This window comes from Hymenobacter sp. HSC-4F20 (assembly GCF_019599275.1).
Taxonomy (GTDB): Bacteria; Bacteroidota; Bacteroidia; order Cytophagales; family Hymenobacteraceae; genus Hymenobacter.
On record NZ_JAHZTD010000004.1, the window covers coordinates 336,335 to 359,998 of the forward strand.

Below are 23,664 nucleotides of genomic sequence, written 5' to 3' on the forward strand. Positions count from 1 at the left end.
ATTGCTGGAATCTGTTGTGCTATTTGTGGATTTTGAATTTATATAATACAAATGTAACTTATTAATATACGATATAAGCAGATTCTGTCTAGATTTGAAACTCTGTGTACCATTTTCGGATTACAGGACTTTTTCATTCTATACAGTTTTTCTATGCACGCATTTTTTACCCGATTACTTCTTCTTACGAGTTGGTTAGTATGGCTGAGCTGGACGCCCGCCCAGGCTCAGGTAGCGGGACCCACCGCTGAAATCAGCGGCGCCGTTACCTCCGATAAAAACGAGGTGCTGCCAAACACCACGGTAGTCGCTATCCACCTGCCGACGGGTATCCGCCGCACTACCACCACCGACGCGCAAGGGGCATTCAGCATCCCGGCCATGCTGGTAGGCGGACCCTACACCATTCAGATTGCTCAGTCGGGCTACCGGACCCAACTGCTCACCAACGTATTTCTGGTAGCTGACAAGCCAAGCCGCTTTGTTACCGTAATGCCTACCGCTACCGTAGCCGTGGGTACGCGCCGGGCTGACCGTACGCTGCTGGAGTCGACTGTGCCGGTGGACGTGATTGACGTGCGCGACCTGCTACCCCTCGTGCCGCAGACTGACCTTACGCAGGTGCTCACCCACGTGGTGCCCTCCTTTAACGCCACCCGTCAAACCTCAGCCGACGGCGCCGACCACGTCGACCCCATCAGCCTGCGCGGCCTGGCCCCGGACCAGACGCTGGTGCTAGTCAACGGCAAGCGCCGCCATACCACCAGCCTGATTAACCTGCTCGGGAGCCGGGGTGTGGGTAGTGTGGGCTACGACCTGAACACCCTGTCGACCAATGCTATTGAGCGGGTGGAAGTGCTGCGCGATGGGGCCGCCGCCCAGTACGGTTCCGACGCCATTGCCGGGGTAATCAATATCAACCTCAAGTCGGAGAACCACGGCGGCAACGCCCTGCTGAGCACCGGCATCACCAGCGCCGGCGACGGCCTGACGGGGCTGCTGAGCCTGAACCGGGGCCTGAAGCTGGGCAAGAAGGGCTTTCTGAACCTGACGGCTGATGCTGACTACCGCGGGGCCACTACCCGCCGCCCCCAGCGCGATATTGCCTCTTGGCCCGTGTTTTCGTACGATGCCGAAGAAGAGCGCCAGATGATGGCCGCGTCGGGCAAAAGCTACGCTGATTTCGAGCAGCAGAACGGCGACGCCAAAATGCGCAACCTGCGCGGCCTCTATAACCTGGCCGTGCCGCTCACCGAGAAAATCCGCTTGTACTCCTTCGGGGGCTACAACTTCCGCCGCGGCGAGGCGGTAGCGCCCTGGGTACTGCCCGCTTCCGCCGCTGCCGATATTGTAGACAACATCTTCCCCCTCGGCTACCAGCCCCACATCAACACCCGCATTCACGATGCCTCGGCCGTGGGTGGGCTGGCCTTCACCCTGGGCCAGTGGGCCCTGGACGTAAGCCACGTAGTAGGCCGCAACCAGATGCGCTACGACTTGAGCAACACGCTCAACAGCACGCTGGGTGCCGCTTCGCCCACCACGTTTGAGGCCGGAGGCCTGCGCTTTACTCAAAACGTAACCAACGCCACCTTTAGCCGCCTATTCTCCAAGGCGCTGGCAGGTACCAACGTTGCCTTCGGGGCCGAGCTGCGCCACGACCAGTACTCGATTCTGGCAGGCGAAGAGGCTTCGTACTTCGACTACGGGCGCGGTAAGGCCGACGCCTCAGCGGGCTCCCAAGGCTTTATTGGCTTTGACCCATCCACAACTATTAGCGGCACCCGCCGCAACGTGGGCGCCTTCGCCGACGTGGAAGCCGACATTACCAAAAAGTGGATGGCAGAGGCCGCGCTGCGCTTCGAAAATTATAACTCCTTTGGCTCGGCTTTTACATACAAGGTAGCCTCGCGCCTGCAGCTGGCGAAGTCTGTGGCCCTGCGCACGGCCTTTAACTCGGGCTTCCGGGCGCCGGCTCTGCAGCAGGTATTGTACCGGCAGCTGACGCTGCTGCCCACTTCCTCGGGGCCCAAGTACAGCGGCATCTTCAACAACCAGAGCGAGGTAGCCGCCGCCGCGGGCATAGGCCAGCTGCAGCCGGAACGCTCCCGCAACATCAGCGCCGGCCTGATTCTGACGCCTACTTCGTCTCTGACGCTGACCTTGGATGCCTACCAGATTGACATCGACGACCGGATTCTGCTTTCCGGGCAGTTTGGGCAGGACACTACCGGCGGACGGGCTGCGCTCAATCAGGCCCTGACTGCCGCCAATGCCGATAACGCGCAGTTCTTTACCAACGCCGCCGATACCCGCACCCGCGGCCTCGACGTAGTGGCTACCTACCGAAATGCCGTTGGCCGTGGTACGCTGAATCTGAGCTTGGCCGCCAACTTCAACAAAACCACCATCCGCGCCCTGCACGTGCCGGCTCAGTTTCAGAGCCTGCAGACCGATGACAAGCCTGGCAACGACTACATCGACCAGCGCCAGCTTTCCCTGGTTACTACGGGCAACCCCGCCAGCAAGCTGATTCTGAGCACGGGTTACGACATTGGCAGGTTCAGCGCCCTTATGCGCAACTTCTACTTCGGTCGGGTACAGACCTACGACTTCAACTTCGACGGGCTGGATGAGGGTAGCGTGTTTATGGATTTTCATCCCAAGCTCACTACCGACCTGACGGTGGCTTTCCGCCCTACCAAAGGTCTGCAGTTGACAACCGGGGTCAACAACGTGTTCAACGTGTACCCCGACAACACGAGTAAGGCCGCCCGTCAGGGCCGCGCCCCCGATGGATTTGCTTCCTTGGATCAGTACGCGCAGTACTTCCAGCAAACCTACGGCCGCCCTATCAACGTGCCCTACGACTTCGATATTCTGCCTTACCAGTCGCAGCAGATGCCGCTTACCGGGCGCTATTTCTACCTGAAGGCCGCCTATACCCTGGGCCTCTAGCCGTCATCCCCAACGAGCTGCTCTAGCCATTATGAACTATCCACTTCGTTTGGGGCGCCTGCTGCTGGCCCTGTTATTCTGTTGCGCGGTTGCCAGCGGGCATGCCGCCAACGCTGCTAGCCTGGAAGGTTTCTGGAAAGGACCGTTGAAGGTGCCGGGAGGGCAGTTGGAGGTTGTGTTCCGGTTGGTCAGCCTCACCAACGGCTCCTACTTCGCTACTCTGGACGTGCCCCTGCAAAAAATCAGCCGCCTGCCCGTTACGGTCACTACCCACGGCGACACGGTTGTGTTTGAAGCCGAGGACGTAGGAAGCCGCTTTACCGGCCAACTGATGGCGAGCGGCAAGGAGGTGCAAGGCACTTGGAAGCAGCCCGGCTACTCCGTGCCCATGACCCTGCAGTACGCGCCCCCACCCATCAGCACCGCACCCAAGGCCCGCCTGACCCCGCCCTACCGCGAAGAAGACGTGCAGTACATCAACTCGGCGGCCAACTTACGCTTCGGGGGCCAGCTGACAGTGCCCGCCGGCGAGGGGCCGTTCCCGGCCGTGGTGCTGGTAGCTGATGACGCCGGCTACGACCGGGACGGCACCGTGGGCGACTACCGGCTGCTAGGCATTCTGGGCGACTACCTGACGCGGCGGGGCATTGCCGTGCTGCGCTTCGACAGCCGCGGGGCTGGGCAGACGGGCGGGACGCTGGCTACCGTAGATGAAACCATCATGGACGTGCAGGCCGCGCTGACTTACCTGCGCACCCGGCCGGAGGTAAACATGAGTCAGCTCGGCGTAATTGGCCACGGCCTGGGGGGCAATGTGGCCCTGCTGACGGCCACCCAGCCCCTGCCGCCCAACTTTGTGGTGGCGCTGGCGGCCCACGGGCAGCGCGGGGACGCGCTTGCCGTGGAGCAGCAGGCGAATACGCTCAAATCATTGGGAGCTGATGAAGCTCAGGTAGAGGCCGCCGTAAAACGGCAGCAGTCTATGATGGAAATCATTCAGAATACTGCTGATGTCGCCCAGTCCCGCGCCATCGTAGCCAATATGATCCGGCAAACCAACCCCTCCGTCGACTCGGTAACGGCCCGGGCGGGCGCCGTGGAGCTAACTACCCGCCGTTACCGCAGCTACTTGGCTTTCAATCCCCTCTCGGGCTTATCCGGAGTAAAGTGCCCTGTACTGCTGCTCAATGGCACTGCCGACCTTAACGTAACCCCCGAAACCAACCTTACTGCCCTCAATAAAGCCCTGAAGGCGAACAACGCCGTAACGACACGCAAGCTTCCGGGCGTCAATCACCTATTCCAGGGTGACCCTGCTACCTGGCCCATTGTTAATGGGGTGCAGCGCGAGAGTTTCTCGCCAGAAGCCGAGGAGATTATCCGCCAGTGGATAGTAGGCCAGTTGAAGAAACCCTAAAATTTTCTTGGAGCGCCACCATGTTGAGCTAATCTACGTATCCCTACATCTCTCCCACTTATTTCCGACTTTCCATGAAAAAACACCTGTTTTCTGTGCTGGCAGCCGCAACCCTGCTGGCCTCCTGCTCTGACCTAAAGAAGCCCGAAGAAAAAGACCAGCCCCAGGAAGCTACCGCCGATACGGCCGTAGTTTACCGCGACGGGCAAACGGCAGGTGCCGCAGCTGAAAATGCAGCCGATGCTGCCGGTAATGTCGCCGACAAAGCCGGCAACGCCGTAAGCAATGCCTGGGATATGACCAAAGCCAAGCTGGCCGATGTGAAGCTCGAGGAAATCGACCTGCCCGAAGTTAGCGTCCGCGGCGACGACCAATATAACGTGTACAGCCTCGAAGAGAAAGTACTGTTTGACACCGATAAAGCCGAAATTAAGCCCTCAGCTACCCGAGCCCTGTCAGAAATCAGCGCCTCTATTGCTCGTCGCTACCGCGGCAAGGAAGTGCAGGTAATGGGCTTTGCTGACTCACGCGGCGACAAAAACTACAACCGTGAGCTAAGCGCCAAGCGGGCCGCCGCCGTGAAAGACTGGCTGGTGAAAAACGGCCAAGTAGCCGCCGATAAGCTAAGCCTGGAGCCTATGGGCGAAGCTGCTCCGGTAGCCTCCAACGCCACGGCCGCTGGCCGCCAGGAAAACCGCCGGGTTGAAATTGCCGTGCGTAAATAATCTAACAGATTTTCTCCGAGAAGACTAACCAGTCGGATCTTGTAGCCGATTCTGGTTGGTCCCGGAACATCTGAAGAAATCAAAGCAAAAAGGCTTGCCATCTGGCAAGCCTTTTTTGTTGGAGAAGTGAGAAATCGGCTACAAAATCCGACCACTCCGTCAACTCCGAGAAAACCCGTAATTAGTCTTTGATCTGGTCTACCTCGGCGCGAATCATGGCGTTGTAGCGCATACCGTTGTTAGCCAAAGTAATCAGGCTCCAGCCCCGGCCGATGGTGTAGTTCCAGGTGCGGCTTTCTTTGAATTCGAAAGTCGGACGTAGAATCTGACCGTAAGGCGTGTAGTTGTCCATAAAGTTGGTAGTGTAGAACTTGTCGCCGCTTACAATCCACTCCATGGCCACAAAGAAGCCTTCCGTTGGCGCTTCAATGTTATACTGGGTCAGGTCAATGGTGTACCACTCGCCGCCTTTGGGGGCCGAAACCACGATATTCTCGGTCAGCAAGTCGGTATTGGGCGAGTTGTAGTTGCCATCGGCTTTGTAGAGGCGCACCCGGAACGGTTCCCGTGGGAAGCCGTTTTCTCCAATGTAGAAGGAAACCGAGCGCACGTTGCCCAGCTTCTTGCCCTTGTCATTCTTCACGAAGAAGGCGTACTGGCTGCCAGGCATGCCCTGAATCATGCCCTCGCCCGGCGTGTTCGACTTCGAACCCAGGTCCAGGTTTTTGATTTTGGCGCTACTCACCACCTTTACTTCCTTCAGCTCAATGGCGCGCTTGGGAACCTCGATGATCATGTCCTGAATCTTGATGCCCGGCTTAATGAGCACCGCCTTGTGGAAGTAGCCCAGGGCGACTACTACCAGCGAGTCCTGCGGGTTTTTCTCCGGCATGGGAATCTGGAAGTAGCCGTACTCGTTGGTCAGAGCCCCGGTTTGTTCTTCCTTCAGCCCGATAGAGGCGAATGGAATGGGCTCCTTGGTCTTTTCATCGACTACGCGGCCCGAAATCTTGTTCTCCTGAGCGAAACTCAGTGCCGGAAGGAGCAAAGCAAAAAAGAGAAGAGAAAGTACGCGTTGGAGCATATACAGACAATATGTGATATGCCAAAATTACAATGAATTCGAGCACTTAATGCAAGTGTTCTGAGAATATTTATACAAATGCAATTTGTCTTCGGAATAATTACAAATCAGCAGGTTAGGAAGCTGTGAGCGAAGCCGAAAGGACGAACTATCTGAAAAAGCTGGTTTTGGCCGAAACCTAAAAGGGTGGTACCTTTGTTTGAAGTAAATCTAAATAAATCCACCCGTGTCCAAGCGCTCCACTCTTACCTCAACGCCGGCCACGCCTCGCAGCGTGAAAGACCTCCAGCTGGGGGAGAGCGGCACCATTTGCTGTCTGAAGGACCCGGAAATGGCGCTAAAACTGTTGGAGATGGGGTGTATTCCGGGCACGCAGGTGCGGCTGAATAGCCGGGCTCCGTTGGGCTGCCCCATCACAGTAGTAATTGGCGACACGGCGGACTACACCTTATCGTTGCGGGTTAGCGAAGCCGCAACTATTCTTTTGAAATAACCTGAGTACATGGCAGGCGGGCAAATACTTTCCGGCCGGGCCGGCGCGGGGGTAGCAGCCCAACTGGAACCCGAAGTACTGCGCCACCCCGGCTCCCTCACGCGCATTGCGCTGGTGGGCAATCCAAATTCCGGTAAATCCTCGCTGTTTAACCAGCTGACAGGCCTTAACCAGAAGGTAGGCAACTTTCCGGGCGTAACGGTGGACCGCAAAACGGGTATTAGCCAGCTCACATCCCAGCACCGAGCCGAAATCATCGACTTGCCGGGCACCTACTCACTCTACCCCAAGAGCCTCGATGAGAAGGTAATTACCGACCTGTTCTACGACAAGACCAGCGCCCAGTATCCCGATTTCGTGGTGGTAACGGCCGATGCCAGCAACCTGCGGCGGAACCTGCTGCTGTTCACCCAGCTTGCCGATATGGGCCTGCCTACGGTGTTGGCTCTGAACATGATGGACGTAGCCGAGCAGCACGGCATACACATCGATATTACTACCCTGCAGGAAGAGTTGGGCGTGCCCATCATTCCGATGAATGCCCGCAAAGGGGTAGGCATTGCAGCCCTCAAGATTGTGATGGCCCAGACGCTGGGCGCCCCCAAGGCCCACTTCTACGAGCCGGAGGAAGAGCTGCTACCCATGATTCGGCAGATTCGCTACTACTTCAATCTGCATAACGACTACCTGGCTCTGCACTATGCCCATCAGTACCGCCACATCAGCTTCCTGACGACCGACGACCGGGCCTACATTCAGGAGCTGACCGAGCAGTACGGCTTCGAGCCCATGGCGCGGCAGGCCCAGGAAACCATCAACCGCTACCAGCGCATCAATGAGATTCTGCTCAACTGCGTTTCGGTAACCCGGACGGAGAAAAACGAGCCGTACAGCAACCGCCTCGACCGGATTCTGACCCACAAAGTCTGGGGCTACCTGATTTTCTTCGGGGTGCTGTTCCTGATGTTTCAGGCCGTGTTTGCTTGGGCCAGCTACCCCATGGACCTGATTGATCAGGGTGTAGCCTGGATTAACAGCCTGATTCAGTCAAATTTCGACGGGCCGCTCGTTAACCTGCTCACCGAAGGGGTGCTGGCGGGTCTGGGCGGCGTGCTGATTTTCATTCCGCAAATTGCCCTGCTCTTTGCCTTTATTGCGGTGCTGGAGGAAACCGGCTACATGGCCCGTGTGACCTTCATGATGGACCGGATTATGCGGCGGTTCGGGCTGAACGGCAAAAGCATTGTGCCCCTGATTTCGGGGGTAGCTTGCGCCGTGCCGGCCATTATGAGCGCGCGCACCATCGAAAACCGGAAGGACCGGCTCATTACCATCTTTGTGACCCCGCTCATGTCGTGCTCGGCGCGCATCCCGGTATATACCGTGCTCATTGGGCTGGTAGTGCCCGACGAGCCGGTGCTGGGCATTTTCAATCTGCGCGGGGTAGCCCTGATGGGGTTATACTTGCTGGGCTTCTTTGCGGCCATTCTCTCGGCCTGGGCTATGAAGCTGCTGCTGAAAACCACTGAGCGCAGCTACTTCATCATGGAGTTTCCAGTGTACCGCTGGCCGCGCTGGAAAAACGTGGGTATCACTATTGTAGAGAAGGTGAAAGCCTTTGTGTTTCAGGCAGGAAAGGTTATTCTGGCTATATCTATTCTGCTGTGGGTGCTGGCTTCGTACGGGCCAGGTGATGCGCTGGACCGGGCTGAAACGCACGCACGTACCACAGCCGCTACCCGTGGCCTGACTCCGGAACAAACGGAAGCCCACGTGGCCTCCGAGAAGCTCGAAAACTCCTATGCCGGCCTATTCGGCCACCTCATTGAACCCGGGATTCGACCCTTGGGCTTCGACTGGAAAGTGGGTATCTCGCTGATTACTTCGTTTGCGGCCCGGGAGGTATTCGTGGGCACGATGTCGACTATCTACAGCGTAGGCCAGGATGCCGACCAGCAAACGGTGCAGCAAAAGCTCGCCGCCGAGAAAGACGACAATGGCCAGCCCTTCTTTACCCCGGCCCGGGCCTTCTCCCTGCTCGTATTCTACGTGTTTGCCATGCAGTGCATGAGCACCCTGGCCGCTACCTACCGCGAAACCAAGGGCTGGAAATGGCCTATTCTGCAAATGCTCTACATGACGGGCCTGGCCTACGTCTCGTCCTTGGTGGTATACCAGCTGTTGAAGTAGGATACTGTGTTTTTATCTGAAAGGCCCGCGAAATTTGGTTTCGCGGGCCTTCTGATGTTAATGGCCGATAAGAAACACGGCGGGTTGCTTATGGATATCAGGTAGGCCCGATTTTTTCCAGCCTGCCACAGTATCGGTTCGCACCAGCTCGTTTGCGGCCGTGAGGCTGGCTGCTATGCACAGGCGGGTACCGGGGTGCAGAGTCTGGAGCAGATCTTCCAGCAAAGGCAGGTTGCGATAGGGCGTTTCAATGAAGAGCTGGGTTTGGTGTTGCTGCAGGGCTTGTTGCTCCAACTTTTTCAGGGTAGCAACGCGTTTGGCCCGCTCAATGGGCAAGTAGCCGTGGAAGGCAAAGCTCTGCCCGTTCATCCCCGAAGCCATCAGGGCCAGCAACAGGGAAGACGGTCCAACCAACGGCACTACCCGGATGCCTAGTTGATGGGCCCGGCGGGCCAGCTCGGCGCCGGGGTCAGCAATACCGGGGCAGCCCGCCTCGGAGAGGACACCCGCATCCTGGCCCGCAGCAACGGGAGCTAGCGCCGCCTGAATCTGGGCTTCGGTGCTGTCTTTGTCGATAACGCCGATGCGCAACTCCTCCATTACCTGCTGCGGGGCTACGCTTTTAATGAAGCGCCGCGCCGTGCGGGCATTTTCCACCAGAAAATAGCGTAGGGCGGCTATCTGCGCTGCTACCTGGGGGGGGAGAACCTGGGCCGCTGTGTCCTCAGCCAGGACCGTTGGAATAAGATACAGGGTGCCTTTCACGAGCTAGCCACGGGTTACTGTTTAACAAACGCCTTCACTAGCCCGAATACCTCTTCCGGCTTTTCGGCATGCACCCAGTGGCCGGCATCCACCACGGTTTCCACCTGGGAATTGGGGAACAGGGCCGGGATGCCGTAGCGCTTGTCCTCAGTCGTGACGTAATCCGATTTACCGCCCCGGATAAACAGGGCAGGTTTCAGAAAGGGCTGTTCGGCGGTAATCTCAGCGCCAATGTCCTCCATTTCGGCCGTCAGGGTCGCTAGGTTGGGGCGCCAGGCAAAGGAGTTATCGTCGCGGCGGTACAGGTTTTTGAGCAGGAACTGCCGCACATCCACTTGGCGGATGTAGCGGGACAGAGCCTCGTCGGCCTGCTGCCGGTTTTCCAGGGTAGCCAGCGGCACGGCGTTCAGGCCCGCCACAATTTCATCCTGATGGCGCATGTCGGAAAAGCGCGGGGCAATATCCACCACGACGAGCTTGCCCAGGCGCTGTGGGTAATCCAAGGCGAAGCGCATGGCTACCTTACCCCCCATGCTGTGGCCCATCAGGGTCGTCTCGGGGCCCAGCTGCAACTGCTCGAAGAGGCCCAGTACATCCTGGCTCATGAGGCTGTAAGTGTGTTCTGGGGCGTGGGGCGAGCGGCCGTGGTTACGCAAGTCCACCACAATAACGCGGTGGCCAGCCTCCGCCCAGCGCCGGGCCAGCGTCTGCCAGTTGTCGAGGGTTCCGAAGAGACCATGCAGAATGACCAGCGGGGCACCCTGCCCCATTTCGCGGAAGTGAAGTTGTAGCATAGCCCCGCAAAGATGCGGACTTTGCTCATAGGACCAGCAGTTCGCTGCCGCTGCGCCCGCGCGCCGCTGGCAGCGTGACCGACACGGTGGTGCCCTGCCCGGGCGCACTCTTGATGTCGAGGCTGCCACCTTGCCGGTGCATAAAGGCGCGACACAGCAGCAGCCCTAATCCTGTACCCGAGCCCGGCTCCCGCTTGAGCGGTCGGCTGGGGCCGGTGTCGGTCAGCACCGCCGCCACTTGGCTGGCGGCCATGCCGGTACCGGAGTCGGCCACGCTTAGCTGAACGCCTGAGCCAGGTAGGGCTTTGGCCCGCAGGCAGATGGTTCCTCCGGAGGGTGTAAACTTGAGGGCATTACCCACTAGGTTGCGCAGCACCGTCTGGGTCATGTGCGCATCAGCCCAGACGGCCAGCTCCGGGGGCGCCTCCAGTTGCAAGGTAATCTGCTTGGCCTCGGCGGTGTTGGCGTATAGCTCCAAGGCCTGCACCAGCAACTCAATGGCCGACAGCCGCTCGGGGCGAAAGGCTAGCTCGCCGGTTTGATTTACGGCCCAGTTCAGCAAGTTGTCGAGCAAGTGGTTAAGCTGGTGCGCTGACTGCCGTACTAGGTTGGGTAGGCGCCGCAGCCCTTTCTCATCACCCTGTTTGAGGTAAAAGTCGATCAGCTCCGTGACGCCGGCAAACGAGGTGACTGGCCCGCGCAAATCGTGCGCCACAATGGCGTACAGCCGGTCTTTGGAAGCGGCCAGTTGCCGCAGCTCCTGAGTAGCTTCTTCCAGGATGCGGTGGTTGGTAGCCAGCGCGGCCCGGCTGCGCCGCAGTTTGCCGTACAGCAAGCCCATCCCACTGAGTCCTAGCAACAATGCCGCAATAGCTCCCCATAGGGCCCGGTTGCGCTGCTGCGAGACGACGCTCCGCTCAGTCAGCTGCCGGATCTGGCTTTCTTTTTCCGCCGTTTCGTAGCGGGTTTGCAGGGCGGTAAGGGTTTGCACCCGGGAGCGGCTATTGAGGCTGTCATTCAAGTCCCGGAATCGGTTCTGCCAGACGTACGCCTGCTCGAAATTGCGCTGGCTGGCATTAATTTCAGCCATCAGGCTGTAGGCATCTAATACCCGCTCCCGGTACTGAATGCGGCGGGAAAGCGCCAACGCCCGCCGGGTCAGCTCCTCCGCCTCCTCAATTTCGCCTTTGATGAGCAGGGCCGTGGCCAGCAGCTCCAAGTGGCCCGCCTCGAAGCGGGGCGTATTCAGTGGCTCTACCAGGGTAACGGCCTGGCGTAAGAGCCCCTCCGCGGTTTCAAGCTGGTCCATCTGAAGGTAGAAGGAGCCCAGATCAGCCAGGTAGAGCGATTCGCCGGCCCGGTCGCCGGTACGGCGCGCCAGCTGCAAGGCCCGGCGGGTAAACACTAACGCCTCTTGGCGACGACCCAGGTAGAAATAGAGGTTGCCTAAGTTGCCGAACAGCATTAGCTGCGTGCGTACGCGCACTCCTGGCTGGTACACCCGCTCCAGGGCCCGGCGGTAATTCACCAGGGCGGCGGCCGTGTCATTGCGCTCGTGGTAGACCCCGCCCATGCCCGCGTAGCTACGCACAATTCCATCGGCGCTGTTAAGCCGGCGGGCCAGGTGTAAGGCTTCCTGCTGCAGCTGCAGCGCGTGCGGTCCGTCGGCTAGGTTGGCGTAGCAACTGCCCAGGTTCAGGAGCCCCTGTAGCAGCCCGGACTGGTCCCGAAGGCTGCGGGCCAGCGCAACGCCCTGCTCTCCGTAGGTCAGGGCCCGGGTAGGGGCGCTGTCGTGCAGCTCGTAGCATAGGGCGTTGAGCAGCCGCACCCGGCCGGTATCGGACGGGTGCGTGCGAAGCTGGCCAAGCAGGGCCGCCTCCGTAGCCGATTGAGCAGCTAGGCGGCCGCACGCAAGGCACAGTAATAAAAGGATAGGAAGCAGGCGCTGCATCAGCAACGAATAGGCAATAGATGGGGGGGTGGCACCCAGCAAGGGAACCCAAAGGAGAGGCGGTTAGATTCCGTAATATAGCAGAGATGCTATGAAATAGAAAGCATTGAGTGCCTTCTCTGCGTGCGTTCCGCTTAGTTTTTTTAAGTGGAATCTGCTGGTCTTGCTAGGCCCAGCAAAACCACCGCTGCTTTCTTTCCAAAGGCGTATTGCGCAAAAACTCCGTAACGGGCTCCAGATTAGTAAGCAGGGAGGTGAGGGTAAGTACTTCACCGGTTTGCAGGTGCAACTTAAGGTACGTGTACTTGCTCCAAAACACCCGCTCCGACTGGCAGGTAACCCGTTCTACCCGCACCAGGTCCTTTTTGCCGAACGGAACCCGCACCCGTCCTTCGTACACCTCCAGCACATTTTGCTTGGCGTCGAACACCAGGGTAGTGTGCAGATTACGGGCGTAGTACTGGCTGTGTAGTACAAAGGCGGGCATAGAAAAGCCTAATACCACGGCAGCCAGGGCCGTAAGCAAGACTAGTTCGTGGGGGGCTAGGGTATCGGCGTAGAAAAACGAGCCCAGAAACGGCAGCCCTACACCCAGGCACAGCAGCGGCCAGAACAGCAGAGCAAACTGCCGCAGAAAGGTAGGACGGTAAATGCGGCTCTTACGAGTAAAAAAGCTGGTGATGATACGCAAGCCTACTACCATAAGCGTAATGGCGGCCCCGGCCTCCAGCAATGGCCGCAGAAACGGGAGAAGCTTCATGGAGGCCACCCTAGCGCACCAGAATCCATGGCTCACCGGCGGCGTGCGCCCGCAGCGTCCCGAAGGGCTCCAGCGCCAGCCCGTGCTCCGCGAATACGGCCTGGACCGCCGCCCGGCCCGTCGGCTCCACGCACACGAGCAGGCCGCCGGAGGTTTGCGGGTCGCACAGCCACTGGCGCTGCTCCTCGGTAGTCTCCCCGATTTTGTGCCCGTAGGAATCCCAGTTGCGCACGGTGCCCCCCGGAACGGATTTCTGCAGGCGGTATTCTTCGGCCTCGGGCAGGCGCGGCACCCGGCTGAAGTCCACCTCTGCCGTAAGGTTGCTCCCCTCGCATACTTCGGCCAAGTGCCCCAGCAGGCCAAAGCCCGTGACGTCGGTCATGGCCCGCACGGCCTCCAGCTGGCCCAGATCCTGCCCGATGCGGTTGAGCTGCATCATGCTGCGAGGGGCAATGTGGGCGTGCTCGGGCCGCAGGATACCGCGCTTTTGGGCGGTAGTGAGCATACCTACCCCCAGCGGCTTGGTCAGGTACAGCTCGCAGCCGGCCGTAGCCGTATCGTTCTGCTTTAAATGGGCAATGTCGAGCAAGCCGGTAACCGCCAGCCCGAAGATGGGCTCCGGGGAGTCAATGCTGTGGCCGCCGGCCAGCGGAATGCCTGCTTCAGCGCAAATGCTGCGGCTGCCCTCAATCACGCGGCGTGCTACCTCGGGCGGCAGCTTATCCACAGGCCAGCCCAGCACGGCAATAGCCAGTACCGGCCGCCCACCCATGGCATACACGTCGCTGATGGCATTGGCCGAGGCGATGCGCCCGAAGTCATAGGCGTCGTCGACGATGGGCATGAAGAAGTCGGTAGTACTAATTAGGGCCTGCCCGCCGCCAATGTCGTACACGGCCGCGTCGTCACGGGAGGAGTTGCCCACCAGCAGCTTGTCGTTGTGGGGCTGTGGAATGCTGGTGTGCAGAATCTGGTCCAGCACCTTAGGCGCAATTTTACAGCCGCAGCCCGCGCCGTGGCTGTACTGAGTAAGACGAATCTGGTCGGTGGTGGGTTCGGCGGAGAAAGACATAAGAAAGTGCGCGTGATTAGTAATTCCAAGCGGCGTGTTGCAACACCACCCGATACCCGTCCGGGTCCTCAAAAGTAAGCCCCAATTGGTCCCAGTAAAGATTGTAGGCTGGCACCGGAAGGTAGCCGCGTGCCCTCATCCGGCCGACGGCGGCTTGCCATTCCGTAGGGTCAGGAAGGTAGAACACCAGGAGGTGGTCTTGGGTTGGCGCCCGCCCGGCAGTATGCCCTGGTTGGTGCGTAAATTCAAGGTGATAAGGTGCTTGTGGATGGCCCAGCATTACCCCATCGAAGCCGTGGTGGGCTTTAAAAGAAGCTAGCTCAAGCAGGCCCAACCCGTCGCGGTAAAAACGAACCACCGCCGCCAGCTGATCGGTGGGGCGGGCTACCCGCAGCTTAGGAACCATGCCCAATCGGCTGACTGAAGGTAAGAAAGTTCGCTTTCAGCGCCGCCCGCTGTACCAGCTCGGCGTTTATCAGTGGGTCGGCGGTGTCGGAAACTACGCGCACGACAGGCCGCTCAGATAGGCCGTGGCTGTAGGTCCGGTCGTAGTAGTCCAGTACCAAGCTCACCATCTTTTCCATGTCATCCTCGCCAATGGCGGCCAAGGCTTCCTTGGTAGCCAGCCCGCCCAGGCGCTTACGAATCTTCAGGACGCTAGCGGCCAACGCGGCGGGGTCGTGGCGCCCGTACTCCTCGGCCAGCTTGCGCACCCGCACCTGGCGCGGAATTTCCAGGGTCAGTAGCGGGGCCGTGTGCAGCTGGGCAAACAGCGGCGGCGGCACGTGCACGCTTCCGATGGTACGGCTTTCGTCCTCCACCCAGGTTGGCACCTCGGCATGCAGGGTAGCCAGCACCGCCGCTAGGTTGTTTTCGAATTGCTCCTGGGTAGGCTGAGCCGGCAACCCAATGCTCCCGAAAGCGGAGCCTTTGTGGGTAGCCAGGTGCTCTAAATCCAGCACGGGCTGTTGCGCCGCCGCCAGAGCCTGTAGTACATCCGTCTTGCCCGAGCCGGTGAGGCCGCCCAGCACTACCAGGGAGCGAGGCTGAGCAAACTGTGCCAGAGCCCAGTGGCGGTAGTCTTTGTAGCCCTTGTTGAGCAGGTGCACCTGAAAGCCCGCCAGCTCCAGCAGCCACAACACCGCCCCGCTGCGCATGCCGCCCCGCCAGCAGTGCACACGCACCTGCTTGTGTGGGGCTAGCTTTTGGGCTTGCTTCACCATCTGGCTCATGCGCGGACCAAAAAAATCCAGGCCCAGCAGCACGGCCTTTTCCTGGCTCATCTGCTTGTAGGTTGTGCCGATGCGGGCCCGCTCCTCATCCGAAAATAAAGGAAAGCTGATGGCCCCGGGAATGTGGCCTTGCGCGTACTCAACCGGCGCGCGCACATCCAGAATAGGCGCTTGAGTGGGGCCTTGTAGAAAATCGGGGAGGGGCAGGCGAGGCATAAGAAATACGAAGGGGTAATAAACAGCTAGGCAGCAGGTACCGGATTGCGCCGCGCCGCGGCTTAGGATCTTACGGTAGCGCGGCCGCTAGGTAAGTTGGCGGCGGTACAGCTGAATCGTGTTTTCCAGCCCTAGGTACAGGGCATCACAAATTAGGGCGTGCCCAATGCTGACTTCGGCCAAGCCCGGCAAGTTCTGGTGCAGGTACGCCAGGTTGTCTAGGTCGAGGTCGTGGCCGGCATTGAGCCCCAGCCCGAGCTGCTGCGCCACTACGGCTGCCTCCCGGTAGGGCCGGATGGCCTGCTCCCGGCCCGCGTGGTAGTGGCGGGCGTAGTCCTCGGTATAAAGCTCAATCCGGTCGGTACCAGTAGTAGCAGCAGCGTGCACCAACTCTACCAAGGGGTCAAGGAAAATACTGACGCGGGCACCCAGGCTTTTCAATTCGGCCACAACATCCTGCAAGTACGATTGGTGCCGCACCGTGTCCCAGCCGGCATTGGAGGTAATAGCGTCGGGTGCGTCCGGAACCAGGGTTACCTGCTCGGGGCGCACTTCCCGCACCAGTTCCAGAAAATCGGGGGTCGGATTACCCTCCACGTTCAGCTCCGTGGCGACCACGCGCTTCAGGTCGCGCACATCCTGGTAGCGGATATGGCGCTCATCGGGGCGGGGATGCACCGTAATGCCTTGGGCGCCAAACCGCTCACAGTCATGGGCAGCCTGCAGCAGATCGGGGCGGTTGTGGCCGCGGGCATTCCGCAGGGTGGCAATTTTATTTATGTTTACGCTAAGCTTCGTCATATCGGGGGCAGCCGGTTGAGGAGTAGGAAACCAAAGATACAACCTCAAACAGCGGGCCTCGCTTTCCGGTTGCCTCCGCAGCCCAGACTACGGGCTTGCGCTGCCACCTGCTGTGTGGCAAGGCTTGCTACCGTGCAGCGTAGCACTAGAGTAGAGGTACTGATAATCCGGCAACCTGATGCCGCTTCGCCGCTCGCTCCACCCCCGTTTGCCGGCTTCCATGAACTGAGCCCCGCCGTAGCTGTTGGGCAGATCAGCCGGATGCTGTCCTGCGTACTGTATCCGGTACCCGGCCCTGATGGACCGGAAACGGCCTAGTATCCGGAATAAGCCGTAATCTTGTATTTCCATTATTCCCCCTAGCTATGGCTCTGAAAGAAACCATCGACGCCGATATTAAGAAGGCCATGTTGGCCAAAGATAAAGTTCGTCTCACGGCCCTGCGCAGCATTAAGTCGCAGATTTTGCTGGCTGAAACAGCGGAGGGCCAGCACGGCGCTGCGCTTACCCCCGACGCCGAAATCAAGCTGCTGACCAAGGCTGCCAAGCAGCGCCGCGAAGCCGCTGAAACCTATCAGAAGCAGTTCCGCTCCGACTTGGAAGAGGTAGAGTTGGCGGAGTTGGCCATCATTGAGGAGTACCTGCCCCAGCAGCTCTCGGAGGCTGATCTGGTGGAAAAGCTAGTAGCCATTATCCAGCGCGTGGGGGCTACCGGCCCCTCCGACTTGGGTAAGGTAATGGGCGTAGCAGCCCGCGAGCTGTCCGGCCAGGCCGATGGCCGCCAGATTTCTCAGGTGGTGAACAATCTGCTGAATAACACGAACGTGTAAGGGGCACGGTAGCCGGCCGGTGCGCGTCTCCGAGGGGTTTGGGGCAGTACTTCTCCCTGTAGTTATGCTGCCCCTAATCTTCTCGGCCGCTTGCCTGCCCGCTACTGGCCCACCCTCCCCACATGTCGGCCTTTGATATTCTGTTGCTTATTCCGCTGGGCATTGGAGCGGTGCAGGGCTTTCGCCGCGGCCTGCTGCTGGAGGTAGCTTCGTTGCTGGCACTCGTGCTAGGCGTAGTAGGTGGGCTGGCCTTGCTCAACGACGCTATTCCCGTAGTTCGTCAGTACGTAGGAGAGGCCTTCGGGCTGCTGCCGCTGGTATCATTTCTGCTCGTATTCGCCGGTATCGGCTGGGGCATCCACCTGCTGGGCGGCTTCCTGCGCTCGGCCGTGCACCTGACTCCGCTGGGCATGCTCGACAGCCTGGGCGGGGCTCTAAGCGGGGTGCTGAAGTGGATATTGGGCCTGAGCTTGCTGCTGCACGGCATTGGCATGGCTGGGTTGGAGCTGATTTCTCCTGGGTTACTAGCCGAGTCTCAGGTATTGCCCGTGGTACGTGAAGCTACCCCCTTGGCACTCAGTATAGTAAGCTTTGTGCTTCCTTTTGCAGGTAGTCTGCTCGATAAGGTGCGTCAGGTATTTTAGCCTTGCCCGCCGGTGTAGTCGGCAACCAGTAGGGTACCTAAGCAGTTACTATGCTCTACCTATATTCTGTATCCTATGCGTCTGCTGCTGCTAGACAACTTCGATTCGTTTACCTACAACTTGCTGGATTACCTTCAGCAATTGGGGTGTGAGGTAGTAGTGCGCCGCAACGATGTACCCTTGTCGGCCCTGCGGGAGCTGGCGTTTGATGGTATTGTGCTGTCACCGGGGCCGGGCACTCCTGGCGCGGCTGGGATACTGCCGGCAGTCATTCAGGAGTATCACCACCAGGTGCCCATGCTGGGGGTCTGCCTCGGGCACCAGGCCCTGGGCGAGTTTTTTGGGGCGGAGCTGCGGCGCGCCGCGCAGCCCATGCACGGAAAGGTTTCGGAGGTAAAGTGGCTGACTCCAAATCCGCTCAGCGCGGGGCTGCCGTCGTGCATGCCCGTCACACGCTACCATTCGCTGGTCCTCGGTACGGTACCGCCGCCCCTGGAAGTTCTGGCTCGCACCACCGGCGAGGGCGAAATAATGGCCTTGCGCCACCGTACGCTGCCGTTGTACGGGGTACAGTTTCATCCCGAGGCGCTGCTGACCCCCAATGGCCTAGCTCTGCTGGGCAACTGGGTTCAGAATTGTATCATTGCATCACCTGCCGCAGTCTTCCCGGCTGCGCAGCATATTTCCTGAGACGATGGAGTTGCAGATCAAGGAAAAAAATGGATTTCAGTACGTAGACGAGGGTACCGGCGAGGTGCTGCTACTGCTGCACGGCTTGTTCGGAGCCCTTAGCAATTGGCAGCAGGTAGTAGCTGAGTTCGAGACCCGCTACCGCGTAGTTATTCCTTTACTGCCGATTTACGACATGCCGCTAACCAAAGCTGGCGTGCCAGGGCTGGTAAACTTTGTGGAGGATTTCCTGGCCGAGGTAGGCCTCGCGGAACCCTGTACCGTGCTGGGTAACTCCCTCGGCGGCCACATTGCGCTGGTGTATACCCTGCGCAACGCTCCCCGCGTTTCCCGCCTGGTCCTGACGGGAAGCAGCGGCCTGTTCGAAGACAGCATGGGCGGCTCATTTCCTAAGCGGGGCAACTACGCCTACGTGCAGGAACGGGTAGCGTATACCTTCTACGACCCGGCCGTGGCTACTCCTGAACTGGTAGATGAGGTGTTTAGTGTGACCAACTCTAATGCTAAATGCTTGCGTATCATCAGCATTGCCCGCTCTGCTCAACGGCATAACCTGGCCAAGGAGTTGCAGCGCATCCAGGTTCCTACCCTGCTGGTGTGGGGGCTGAATGACACCATTACCCCGCCGGTAGTAGCCCACGAGTTCAACCGGCTAATCAGAAACTCGGAGCTGCGCTTTCTCGACCACTGCGGCCATGCCCCCATGATGGAGCGTCCGCACGAGTTTAATCAGTTGCTGCAGCAGTTCCTGAGCCGTACTACTGCAGCCGTAGCGGATTAACTGTGCTCGTCGCTTTTAGTGGGTGGTGCAACTCTTCGCTTGGTCGCGCCACTCTTTTAGCTAGCTTCGTACGTATGTATGCTTGCCAGCCGTTCCTTTCGTAGCGCTTCTGCCTTCTTTGCTTCCAGCTAGCCCCGCCCTATGAACTCCATTATTGCCGAGGATTTATTAAATCAAATGATTCCGCCCCTTAAAGTGACGGACTCTATGGAGAAGGCAGCTCGCTGGCTGGAGGAATTCCACGTAAGCCAGCTTCCAGTACTCGATAACCGCAGCTACCGCGGCCTGGTCACGGAGTCGGACCTACTGGACCAAGAAGCCAACGATAAGCTGCTGGGTAACCTAGACTTGAGCTACGCCAATGTGCATGTGCAGCGCGACCAGCACTTCTACCACATCATTGAGTTAGCAGTACAGAATAAGGTGCAGCTAGTGCCGGTTCTGGACGACCAGCACGAGTATCTGGGGGTAGTGACCGTGAGCGATACGCTGGCGGCGTTTGGCAAAATGCCCGTAGCCAGCAGCCAGCAGGGCATCATTGTGCTGGCCATGGAAGAGCGGGACTATTCCCTCACGCAGATTAGCCGCTACGTGGAGGAAAACAATGCCAAAATCATCAGTGCCCACGTCGCTCAAGATGAGCACGACCCCTACCGCATCCGTCTGACTCTAAAGCTCAATACCCCTAATATTACCCGCATCATTGCTACACTGGAGCGGTTTGGGTACTCCATCACGGCGCAGTTTAGTGGTACGGAAGAAGTGAGCGAGGACGAGCAGCAGCGTTATGACGCTCTGCTGCGCTACCTCAACATTTGAGCTGGTCAGGAAGGTGCTGCTGTATGTATTGACGTTACTGCTGGGCTTGCTGTCATCGGCACCCGCGGCAGCGTCGGCTACTCGTTCCAATTGGTTTCCGCCGGATTCTCTGCGCCGCACGGCTACTGATAGTCTGGTACAGGCACAATGCCCCGGATATTCCACGTTGCGGGTAGCGAGTATCCTCTTCGTAGGCCATAAGGTTACTAAAGAACCCGTCCTCCGGGCCGAGCTGGATTTTCGGGAGGGGGACACCTTACAGGCGACTACACTGAGCAAACGCCTGGAAGCCAACCGGCGCCGGGTGTTTAATCTGCAACTCTTTCATCAGGTACTGATGCAAGCTGTGTGCCGCGACGGCGAGCTTACTATCCTTTACAGTGTGCAAGAGCGGTGGTACACCTTCCCCGTGCCTATTTTCTCCTTGGCTGACCGCAACTTTCGCTCATGGCTTAACCGTCCCGACCGTTGGCAGCGGGTTGATTACGGCCTGCACCTGGTCCGGCGCAACTTCCGCGGCCGCAATGAGCAATTACTGGGAAATCTGCAGCTGGGCTTTAACCGCAAATACGAGCTGTTTTACGAAGCGCCTGGGTATGGTCGGCGTCGGCGCATTGGGTTTGGGACCGGCTTCTCTTACTACCGCAGCCATGCGCTGGACTACATTACCATGCGGGATAAGCTGGTGAATTTGCGCCAGGAGTCCAATTTTCCTATCCAGCGCCAATACGCCACGGTGGGGGTGCGGTGGCGCCGTACGGTCCAGCATCTGACCGCCTTCGACGTCTCGTACCATCACGAGCAAGTATCCGATTCAGTGCTGTACTACAACCCTGCTTACTTTCTGCACGGGCCTGAACGAAAGTACTTGGAATTCATCCTGGTCAGCACCCTGAATCAGCGGAACACCTTTGCCTACCCCCTCACCGGGCAGTACGTGCAAGTGTCTTTATCTTATCGGTCGTTTCTCGCCAGCGGCGGTTCTGATATTCTGACTTTGCGCGGGCGCTACGCCCGCTACGTTGCCCTTGGCGGACCGTTCTACTACAGTGTTGGCGCACTAACTCAACTCCGTCTAGCAGCCCATACGCTAGCCTACGCCGATAACCGGGCGCTGGGCTACGAAGCTTTGGTGCGGGGGTATGATGCGTACGTAGTAGATGGACGCCACTATGGCTTGCTCCAACAGGGGCTCACGTATCGGTTGTTGGATGTTGGACAGCTCCAACTCAAGGGGCTTCGGACAGCAAAGTTTAACACAATTCCGCTGGTCGTCTACGCCAATGCGTTTGCCGATGTGGGGTACGTGCGTCAACCCACGGAACTGTCAACGAATCGTCTGCCTAATCGGTTGCTGGCTTCTGGTGGGGCCGCGCTTCACTTGGTTACGTACTACGACTGGGTGTTTACGTTAGAGTATGCACGCACCCGGGAGCGGCAAGGTGGCCTCTTTTTCCGTACTCAGTTCCCCATCTAGCCATCTTGCGTACCAATAGCTAGGTTAAGTTTTTATTATGAAAATTGCCATTCTAGGGAAGCCTTTCAACGACGACCTCACGCCGTTCATGCGCGAGATGGTAGAAGAGCTAACCCGGCGCCAAGCTGAAGTTTGCATTCTTGAATCGTTCCATGCCTATTTAAGCGAGCGGGTAGAGTTGCCGGTGGGCATCAGCACCTTCCGCCGCGGTGACTCTCTGCAGGGAATGCGCTTCGTGCTCAGTATAGGCGGCGACGGAACCCTGCTGGATACGGTGACCTACGTGGGCCCGCTCCAAATTCCTATCCTCGGCATCAATACCGGACGGCTTGGCTTTTTGGCCACTATCTCACCCGATAAAATCACTCCTGCCCTTGATTCTCTCTTTAAAGGGCACTTCGTTCTGGAAGACCGGAGTCTGATCCGGGTAGATACTGATCCGGATACGTTTGGCTCTATCAACTTCGGCCTCAACGAGTTTAGTATCCTTAAGAGGGATACCTCCTCCATGATTGTAGTACACACCTACATAGACGGAGAATACCTGAACTCTTACTGGGCCGATGGTCTCATTGTCGCTACGCCCACGGGCTCCACAGGCTACTCACTAAGCTGTGGCGGGCCAGTTATGCTGCCACAAACAAACAATTTCATTATTGCTCCCGTATGCCCCCACAATCTGAATGTACGCCCTCTTATCGTCTCAGACCGGAGCGTTATTTCTTTTGAAATAGAAGGCCGGAGTAATAATTTTTTGCTCTCGCTCGACTCCCGTTCCGAAACAGTAGAGGCCGGAATTCAGATTGCTGTTCGCCGAGAAAACTTTAACGCTCGACTGGTAAAGCTGAATCATGTTAACTTCCTGAGTACCTTGCGCAGTAAGTTGAATTGGGGTCTTGACCGTCGGAACCCCGCCGGCATACCTATTTAAGAATAGAGATTTTACGGTAATAGTTTTTAAAGTTCACATCATCTTCTACTTTTGTCGCTGACTGCGACCGTGTCCGTACGATTTTCGCATCCCTCAACTTGAATATTTCTAACCTTCGCTTAATATGAAGCAACTCTTCACCTACACTACGGCCTTGCTGCTGGCCCTCGCACTGGTAGCAACGGAAGCGAGTGCGCAGCAATTCAGCAAGCGGAAGCAGTACAACTCCGTTGGCGTGAGCCTAAATGCGATGAACTACTTTGGGGACATCACCCCCAAGCCGAGCATTCCAAGCTTCCGGGCCGGCGCTACGCGTCCTAACTTGGGCCTGACCTTTACCCGTCGCTTCGCGCCGCGTATTTCGGGTCGGGCTTCGTTAGCCTACGGTCGCATCACCGGCGACGACTCCAAAGCTGCTGATCAGAACGATGGCGACGCTAAATACCGTTACAACCGGAACATGAACTTCCGGAATGATATTCTGGAGTTCGCCGCAACCGGCGTATTCGACCTGATCGAGAACCGTAATAACTACATTCGTCGTCCTGATTTCGTTCCCTACGTATTTGCTGGGGTAGGCGTAATTCACCATAACCCAAAGGGCCTGATAGGACCCAACAGCAATAATATTTCTGAAGGCTCGTACGTTGCTCTGCAGCCGCTGAGAACGGAAGGCCAAGCTGATGCGTATTCTCTTACGCAGTTTGTAATTCCTTTCGGTGCTGGTGCTCGCTACAAGCTGAACAAGCAGTTCGACGTTGGCTTGGAACTTGGCTTCCGCAAAACGTTTACTGACTATCTTGACGATGTAAGCGGTAACTATGTGTCTGATCGTACTGCTTTGTCCAGCGGTGCTGCCCAATACTTCGGCTGGGACATTACTAAAGAAGTAGCTAATACGTACACAAAGTCCGTTCAGGGCGGCGAGATGCGTGGCAAGAGCAACGAAAAAGACTGGTACACCACGCTGGGCGTATCAGTGAATTACATCCTTGCTCCACGAGTAAGAAGCCCCAAATTCCGGTAGCCAGTCA

Annotated in this window: 22 protein-coding genes; 13 read left to right on the forward strand and 9 right to left on the reverse strand. The window is 58.3% G+C overall.

Annotated elements, in window-relative coordinates; all coding sequences use genetic code 11:
- Nucleotides 1-153 precede the first annotated feature (153 nt).
- The 3 genes from K3G63_RS20135 to K3G63_RS20145 all read left to right on the forward strand — a co-directional run bounded on the left by K3G63_RS20135 (nucleotide 154) and on the right by K3G63_RS20145 (nucleotide 5,100).
- Nucleotides 154-2,958 (forward strand): TonB-dependent receptor, encoded by a 2,805-nt coding sequence (locus K3G63_RS20135; RefSeq protein ID WP_220615929.1) that lies wholly within the window; start codon nucleotides 154-156, stop codon nucleotides 2,956-2,958.
- Nucleotides 2,959-2,989: 31 nt separating this feature from the next.
- Entirely contained in the window at nucleotides 2,990-4,375 is a 1,386-nt protein-coding gene (locus K3G63_RS20140; protein ID WP_220615930.1) for a S9 family peptidase, read from the forward strand.
- A 74-nt stretch (nucleotides 4,376-4,449) separates the two neighbouring features.
- Entirely contained in the window at nucleotides 4,450-5,100 is a 651-nt protein-coding gene (locus K3G63_RS20145) for an OmpA family protein (protein ID WP_220615931.1), read from the forward strand.
- 181 nt (nucleotides 5,101-5,281) lie between these two features.
- Here K3G63_RS20145 and K3G63_RS20150 read toward each other — a convergent pair whose 3' ends face one another.
- Nucleotides 5,282-6,148 carry a carboxypeptidase-like regulatory domain-containing protein gene (locus tag K3G63_RS20150; protein ID WP_220615932.1) on the reverse strand — a complete coding sequence of 289 codons (867 nt, stop codon included), beginning with the start codon at nucleotides 6,146-6,148 and terminating at the stop codon, nucleotides 5,282-5,284.
- A gap of 262 nt (nucleotides 6,149-6,410) precedes the next feature.
- Here K3G63_RS20150 and K3G63_RS20155 point away from each other — a divergent pair, with 262 nt between their 5' ends.
- Nucleotides 6,411-6,677, forward strand: a complete 267-nt coding sequence (locus K3G63_RS20155; protein ID WP_220615933.1) for a FeoA family protein — start codon at nucleotides 6,411-6,413, stop codon at nucleotides 6,675-6,677.
- 9 nt (nucleotides 6,678-6,686) lie between these two features.
- Nucleotides 6,687-8,867 (forward strand): ferrous iron transport protein B, encoded by a 2,181-nt coding sequence (gene feoB / locus K3G63_RS20160; protein ID WP_220615934.1) that lies wholly within the window; start codon nucleotides 6,687-6,689, stop codon nucleotides 8,865-8,867.
- A 57-nt stretch (nucleotides 8,868-8,924) separates the two neighbouring features.
- Here feoB and K3G63_RS20165 read toward each other — a convergent pair whose 3' ends face one another.
- From K3G63_RS20165 to K3G63_RS20200, 8 genes are all read right to left on the reverse strand, one after another.
- Nucleotides 8,925-9,632, reverse strand: coding sequence for an SAM-dependent methyltransferase (locus K3G63_RS20165; RefSeq protein ID WP_220615935.1), 708 nt, complete (start codon nucleotides 9,630-9,632; stop codon nucleotides 8,925-8,927).
- A gap of 14 nt (nucleotides 9,633-9,646) precedes the next feature.
- Nucleotides 9,647-10,426: an alpha/beta fold hydrolase gene (locus K3G63_RS20170; RefSeq protein WP_220615936.1), complete on the reverse strand. Its 780-nt coding sequence runs from the start codon at nucleotides 10,424-10,426 to the stop codon at nucleotides 9,647-9,649.
- Nucleotides 10,427-10,451: 25 nt separating this feature from the next.
- Complete coding sequence (locus K3G63_RS20175; protein WP_220615937.1) at nucleotides 10,452-12,377, reverse strand: ATP-binding protein; 1,926 nt, start codon at nucleotides 12,375-12,377, stop codon at nucleotides 10,452-10,454.
- A 166-nt stretch (nucleotides 12,378-12,543) separates the two neighbouring features.
- Nucleotides 12,544-13,137, reverse strand: a complete 594-nt coding sequence (locus tag K3G63_RS20180) for a hypothetical protein (protein WP_220615938.1) — start codon at nucleotides 13,135-13,137, stop codon at nucleotides 12,544-12,546.
- Nucleotides 13,138-13,147: 10 nt separating this feature from the next.
- The gene (selD, locus tag K3G63_RS20185; RefSeq protein ID WP_220615939.1) at nucleotides 13,148-14,209 is read right to left on the reverse strand and encodes a selenide, water dikinase SelD; all 1,062 of its coding nucleotides are present in this window, start codon (nucleotides 14,207-14,209) and stop codon (nucleotides 13,148-13,150) included.
- Between the two features lie 16 nt (nucleotides 14,210-14,225).
- On the reverse strand, nucleotides 14,226-14,615 hold the full coding sequence (locus K3G63_RS20190; RefSeq protein WP_220615940.1) for a VOC family protein: 390 nt from the start codon (nucleotides 14,613-14,615) through the stop codon (nucleotides 14,226-14,228).
- Nucleotides 14,605-15,657, reverse strand: a complete 1,053-nt coding sequence (mnmH, locus tag K3G63_RS20195; RefSeq protein ID WP_220615941.1) for a tRNA 2-selenouridine(34) synthase MnmH — start codon at nucleotides 15,655-15,657, stop codon at nucleotides 14,605-14,607. The genes K3G63_RS20190 and mnmH overlap by 11 nt, the downstream gene beginning before the upstream one ends.
- A gap of 87 nt (nucleotides 15,658-15,744) precedes the next feature.
- Nucleotides 15,745-16,458 carry a pyridoxine 5'-phosphate synthase gene (locus K3G63_RS20200; RefSeq protein ID WP_220615942.1) on the reverse strand — a complete coding sequence of 238 codons (714 nt, stop codon included), beginning with the start codon at nucleotides 16,456-16,458 and terminating at the stop codon, nucleotides 15,745-15,747.
- Between the two features lie 365 nt (nucleotides 16,459-16,823).
- Between K3G63_RS20200 and K3G63_RS20205 the strand changes: the two genes are divergently transcribed.
- From K3G63_RS20205 to K3G63_RS20240, 8 genes are all read left to right on the forward strand, one after another.
- Nucleotides 16,824-17,288, forward strand: a complete 465-nt coding sequence (locus K3G63_RS20205) for a GatB/YqeY domain-containing protein (protein ID WP_220615943.1) — start codon at nucleotides 16,824-16,826, stop codon at nucleotides 17,286-17,288.
- Nucleotides 17,289-17,410: 122 nt separating this feature from the next.
- On the forward strand, nucleotides 17,411-17,932 hold the full coding sequence (locus K3G63_RS20210) for a CvpA family protein (RefSeq protein WP_220615944.1): 522 nt from the start codon (nucleotides 17,411-17,413) through the stop codon (nucleotides 17,930-17,932).
- Between the two features lie 75 nt (nucleotides 17,933-18,007).
- Nucleotides 18,008-18,622, forward strand: a complete 615-nt coding sequence (locus K3G63_RS20215; RefSeq protein ID WP_220615945.1) for an aminodeoxychorismate/anthranilate synthase component II — start codon at nucleotides 18,008-18,010, stop codon at nucleotides 18,620-18,622.
- Nucleotides 18,623-18,626: 4 nt separating this feature from the next.
- Complete coding sequence (locus K3G63_RS20220; RefSeq protein WP_220615946.1) at nucleotides 18,627-19,403, forward strand: alpha/beta fold hydrolase; 777 nt, start codon at nucleotides 18,627-18,629, stop codon at nucleotides 19,401-19,403.
- A 141-nt stretch (nucleotides 19,404-19,544) separates the two neighbouring features.
- Complete coding sequence (locus K3G63_RS20225) at nucleotides 19,545-20,222, forward strand: CBS domain-containing protein (protein ID WP_220615947.1); 678 nt, start codon at nucleotides 19,545-19,547, stop codon at nucleotides 20,220-20,222.
- Nucleotides 20,191-21,699: a POTRA domain-containing protein gene (locus K3G63_RS20230; RefSeq protein WP_220615948.1), complete on the forward strand. Its 1,509-nt coding sequence runs from the start codon at nucleotides 20,191-20,193 to the stop codon at nucleotides 21,697-21,699. The genes K3G63_RS20225 and K3G63_RS20230 overlap by 32 nt, the downstream gene beginning before the upstream one ends.
- A gap of 37 nt (nucleotides 21,700-21,736) precedes the next feature.
- Nucleotides 21,737-22,630 carry an NAD kinase gene (locus tag K3G63_RS20235; protein ID WP_220615949.1) on the forward strand — a complete coding sequence of 298 codons (894 nt, stop codon included), beginning with the start codon at nucleotides 21,737-21,739 and terminating at the stop codon, nucleotides 22,628-22,630.
- A 124-nt stretch (nucleotides 22,631-22,754) separates the two neighbouring features.
- Nucleotides 22,755-23,657, forward strand: a complete 903-nt coding sequence (locus K3G63_RS20240; protein WP_220615950.1) for a DUF6089 family protein — start codon at nucleotides 22,755-22,757, stop codon at nucleotides 23,655-23,657.
- Nucleotides 23,658-23,664 lie beyond the last annotated feature (7 nt).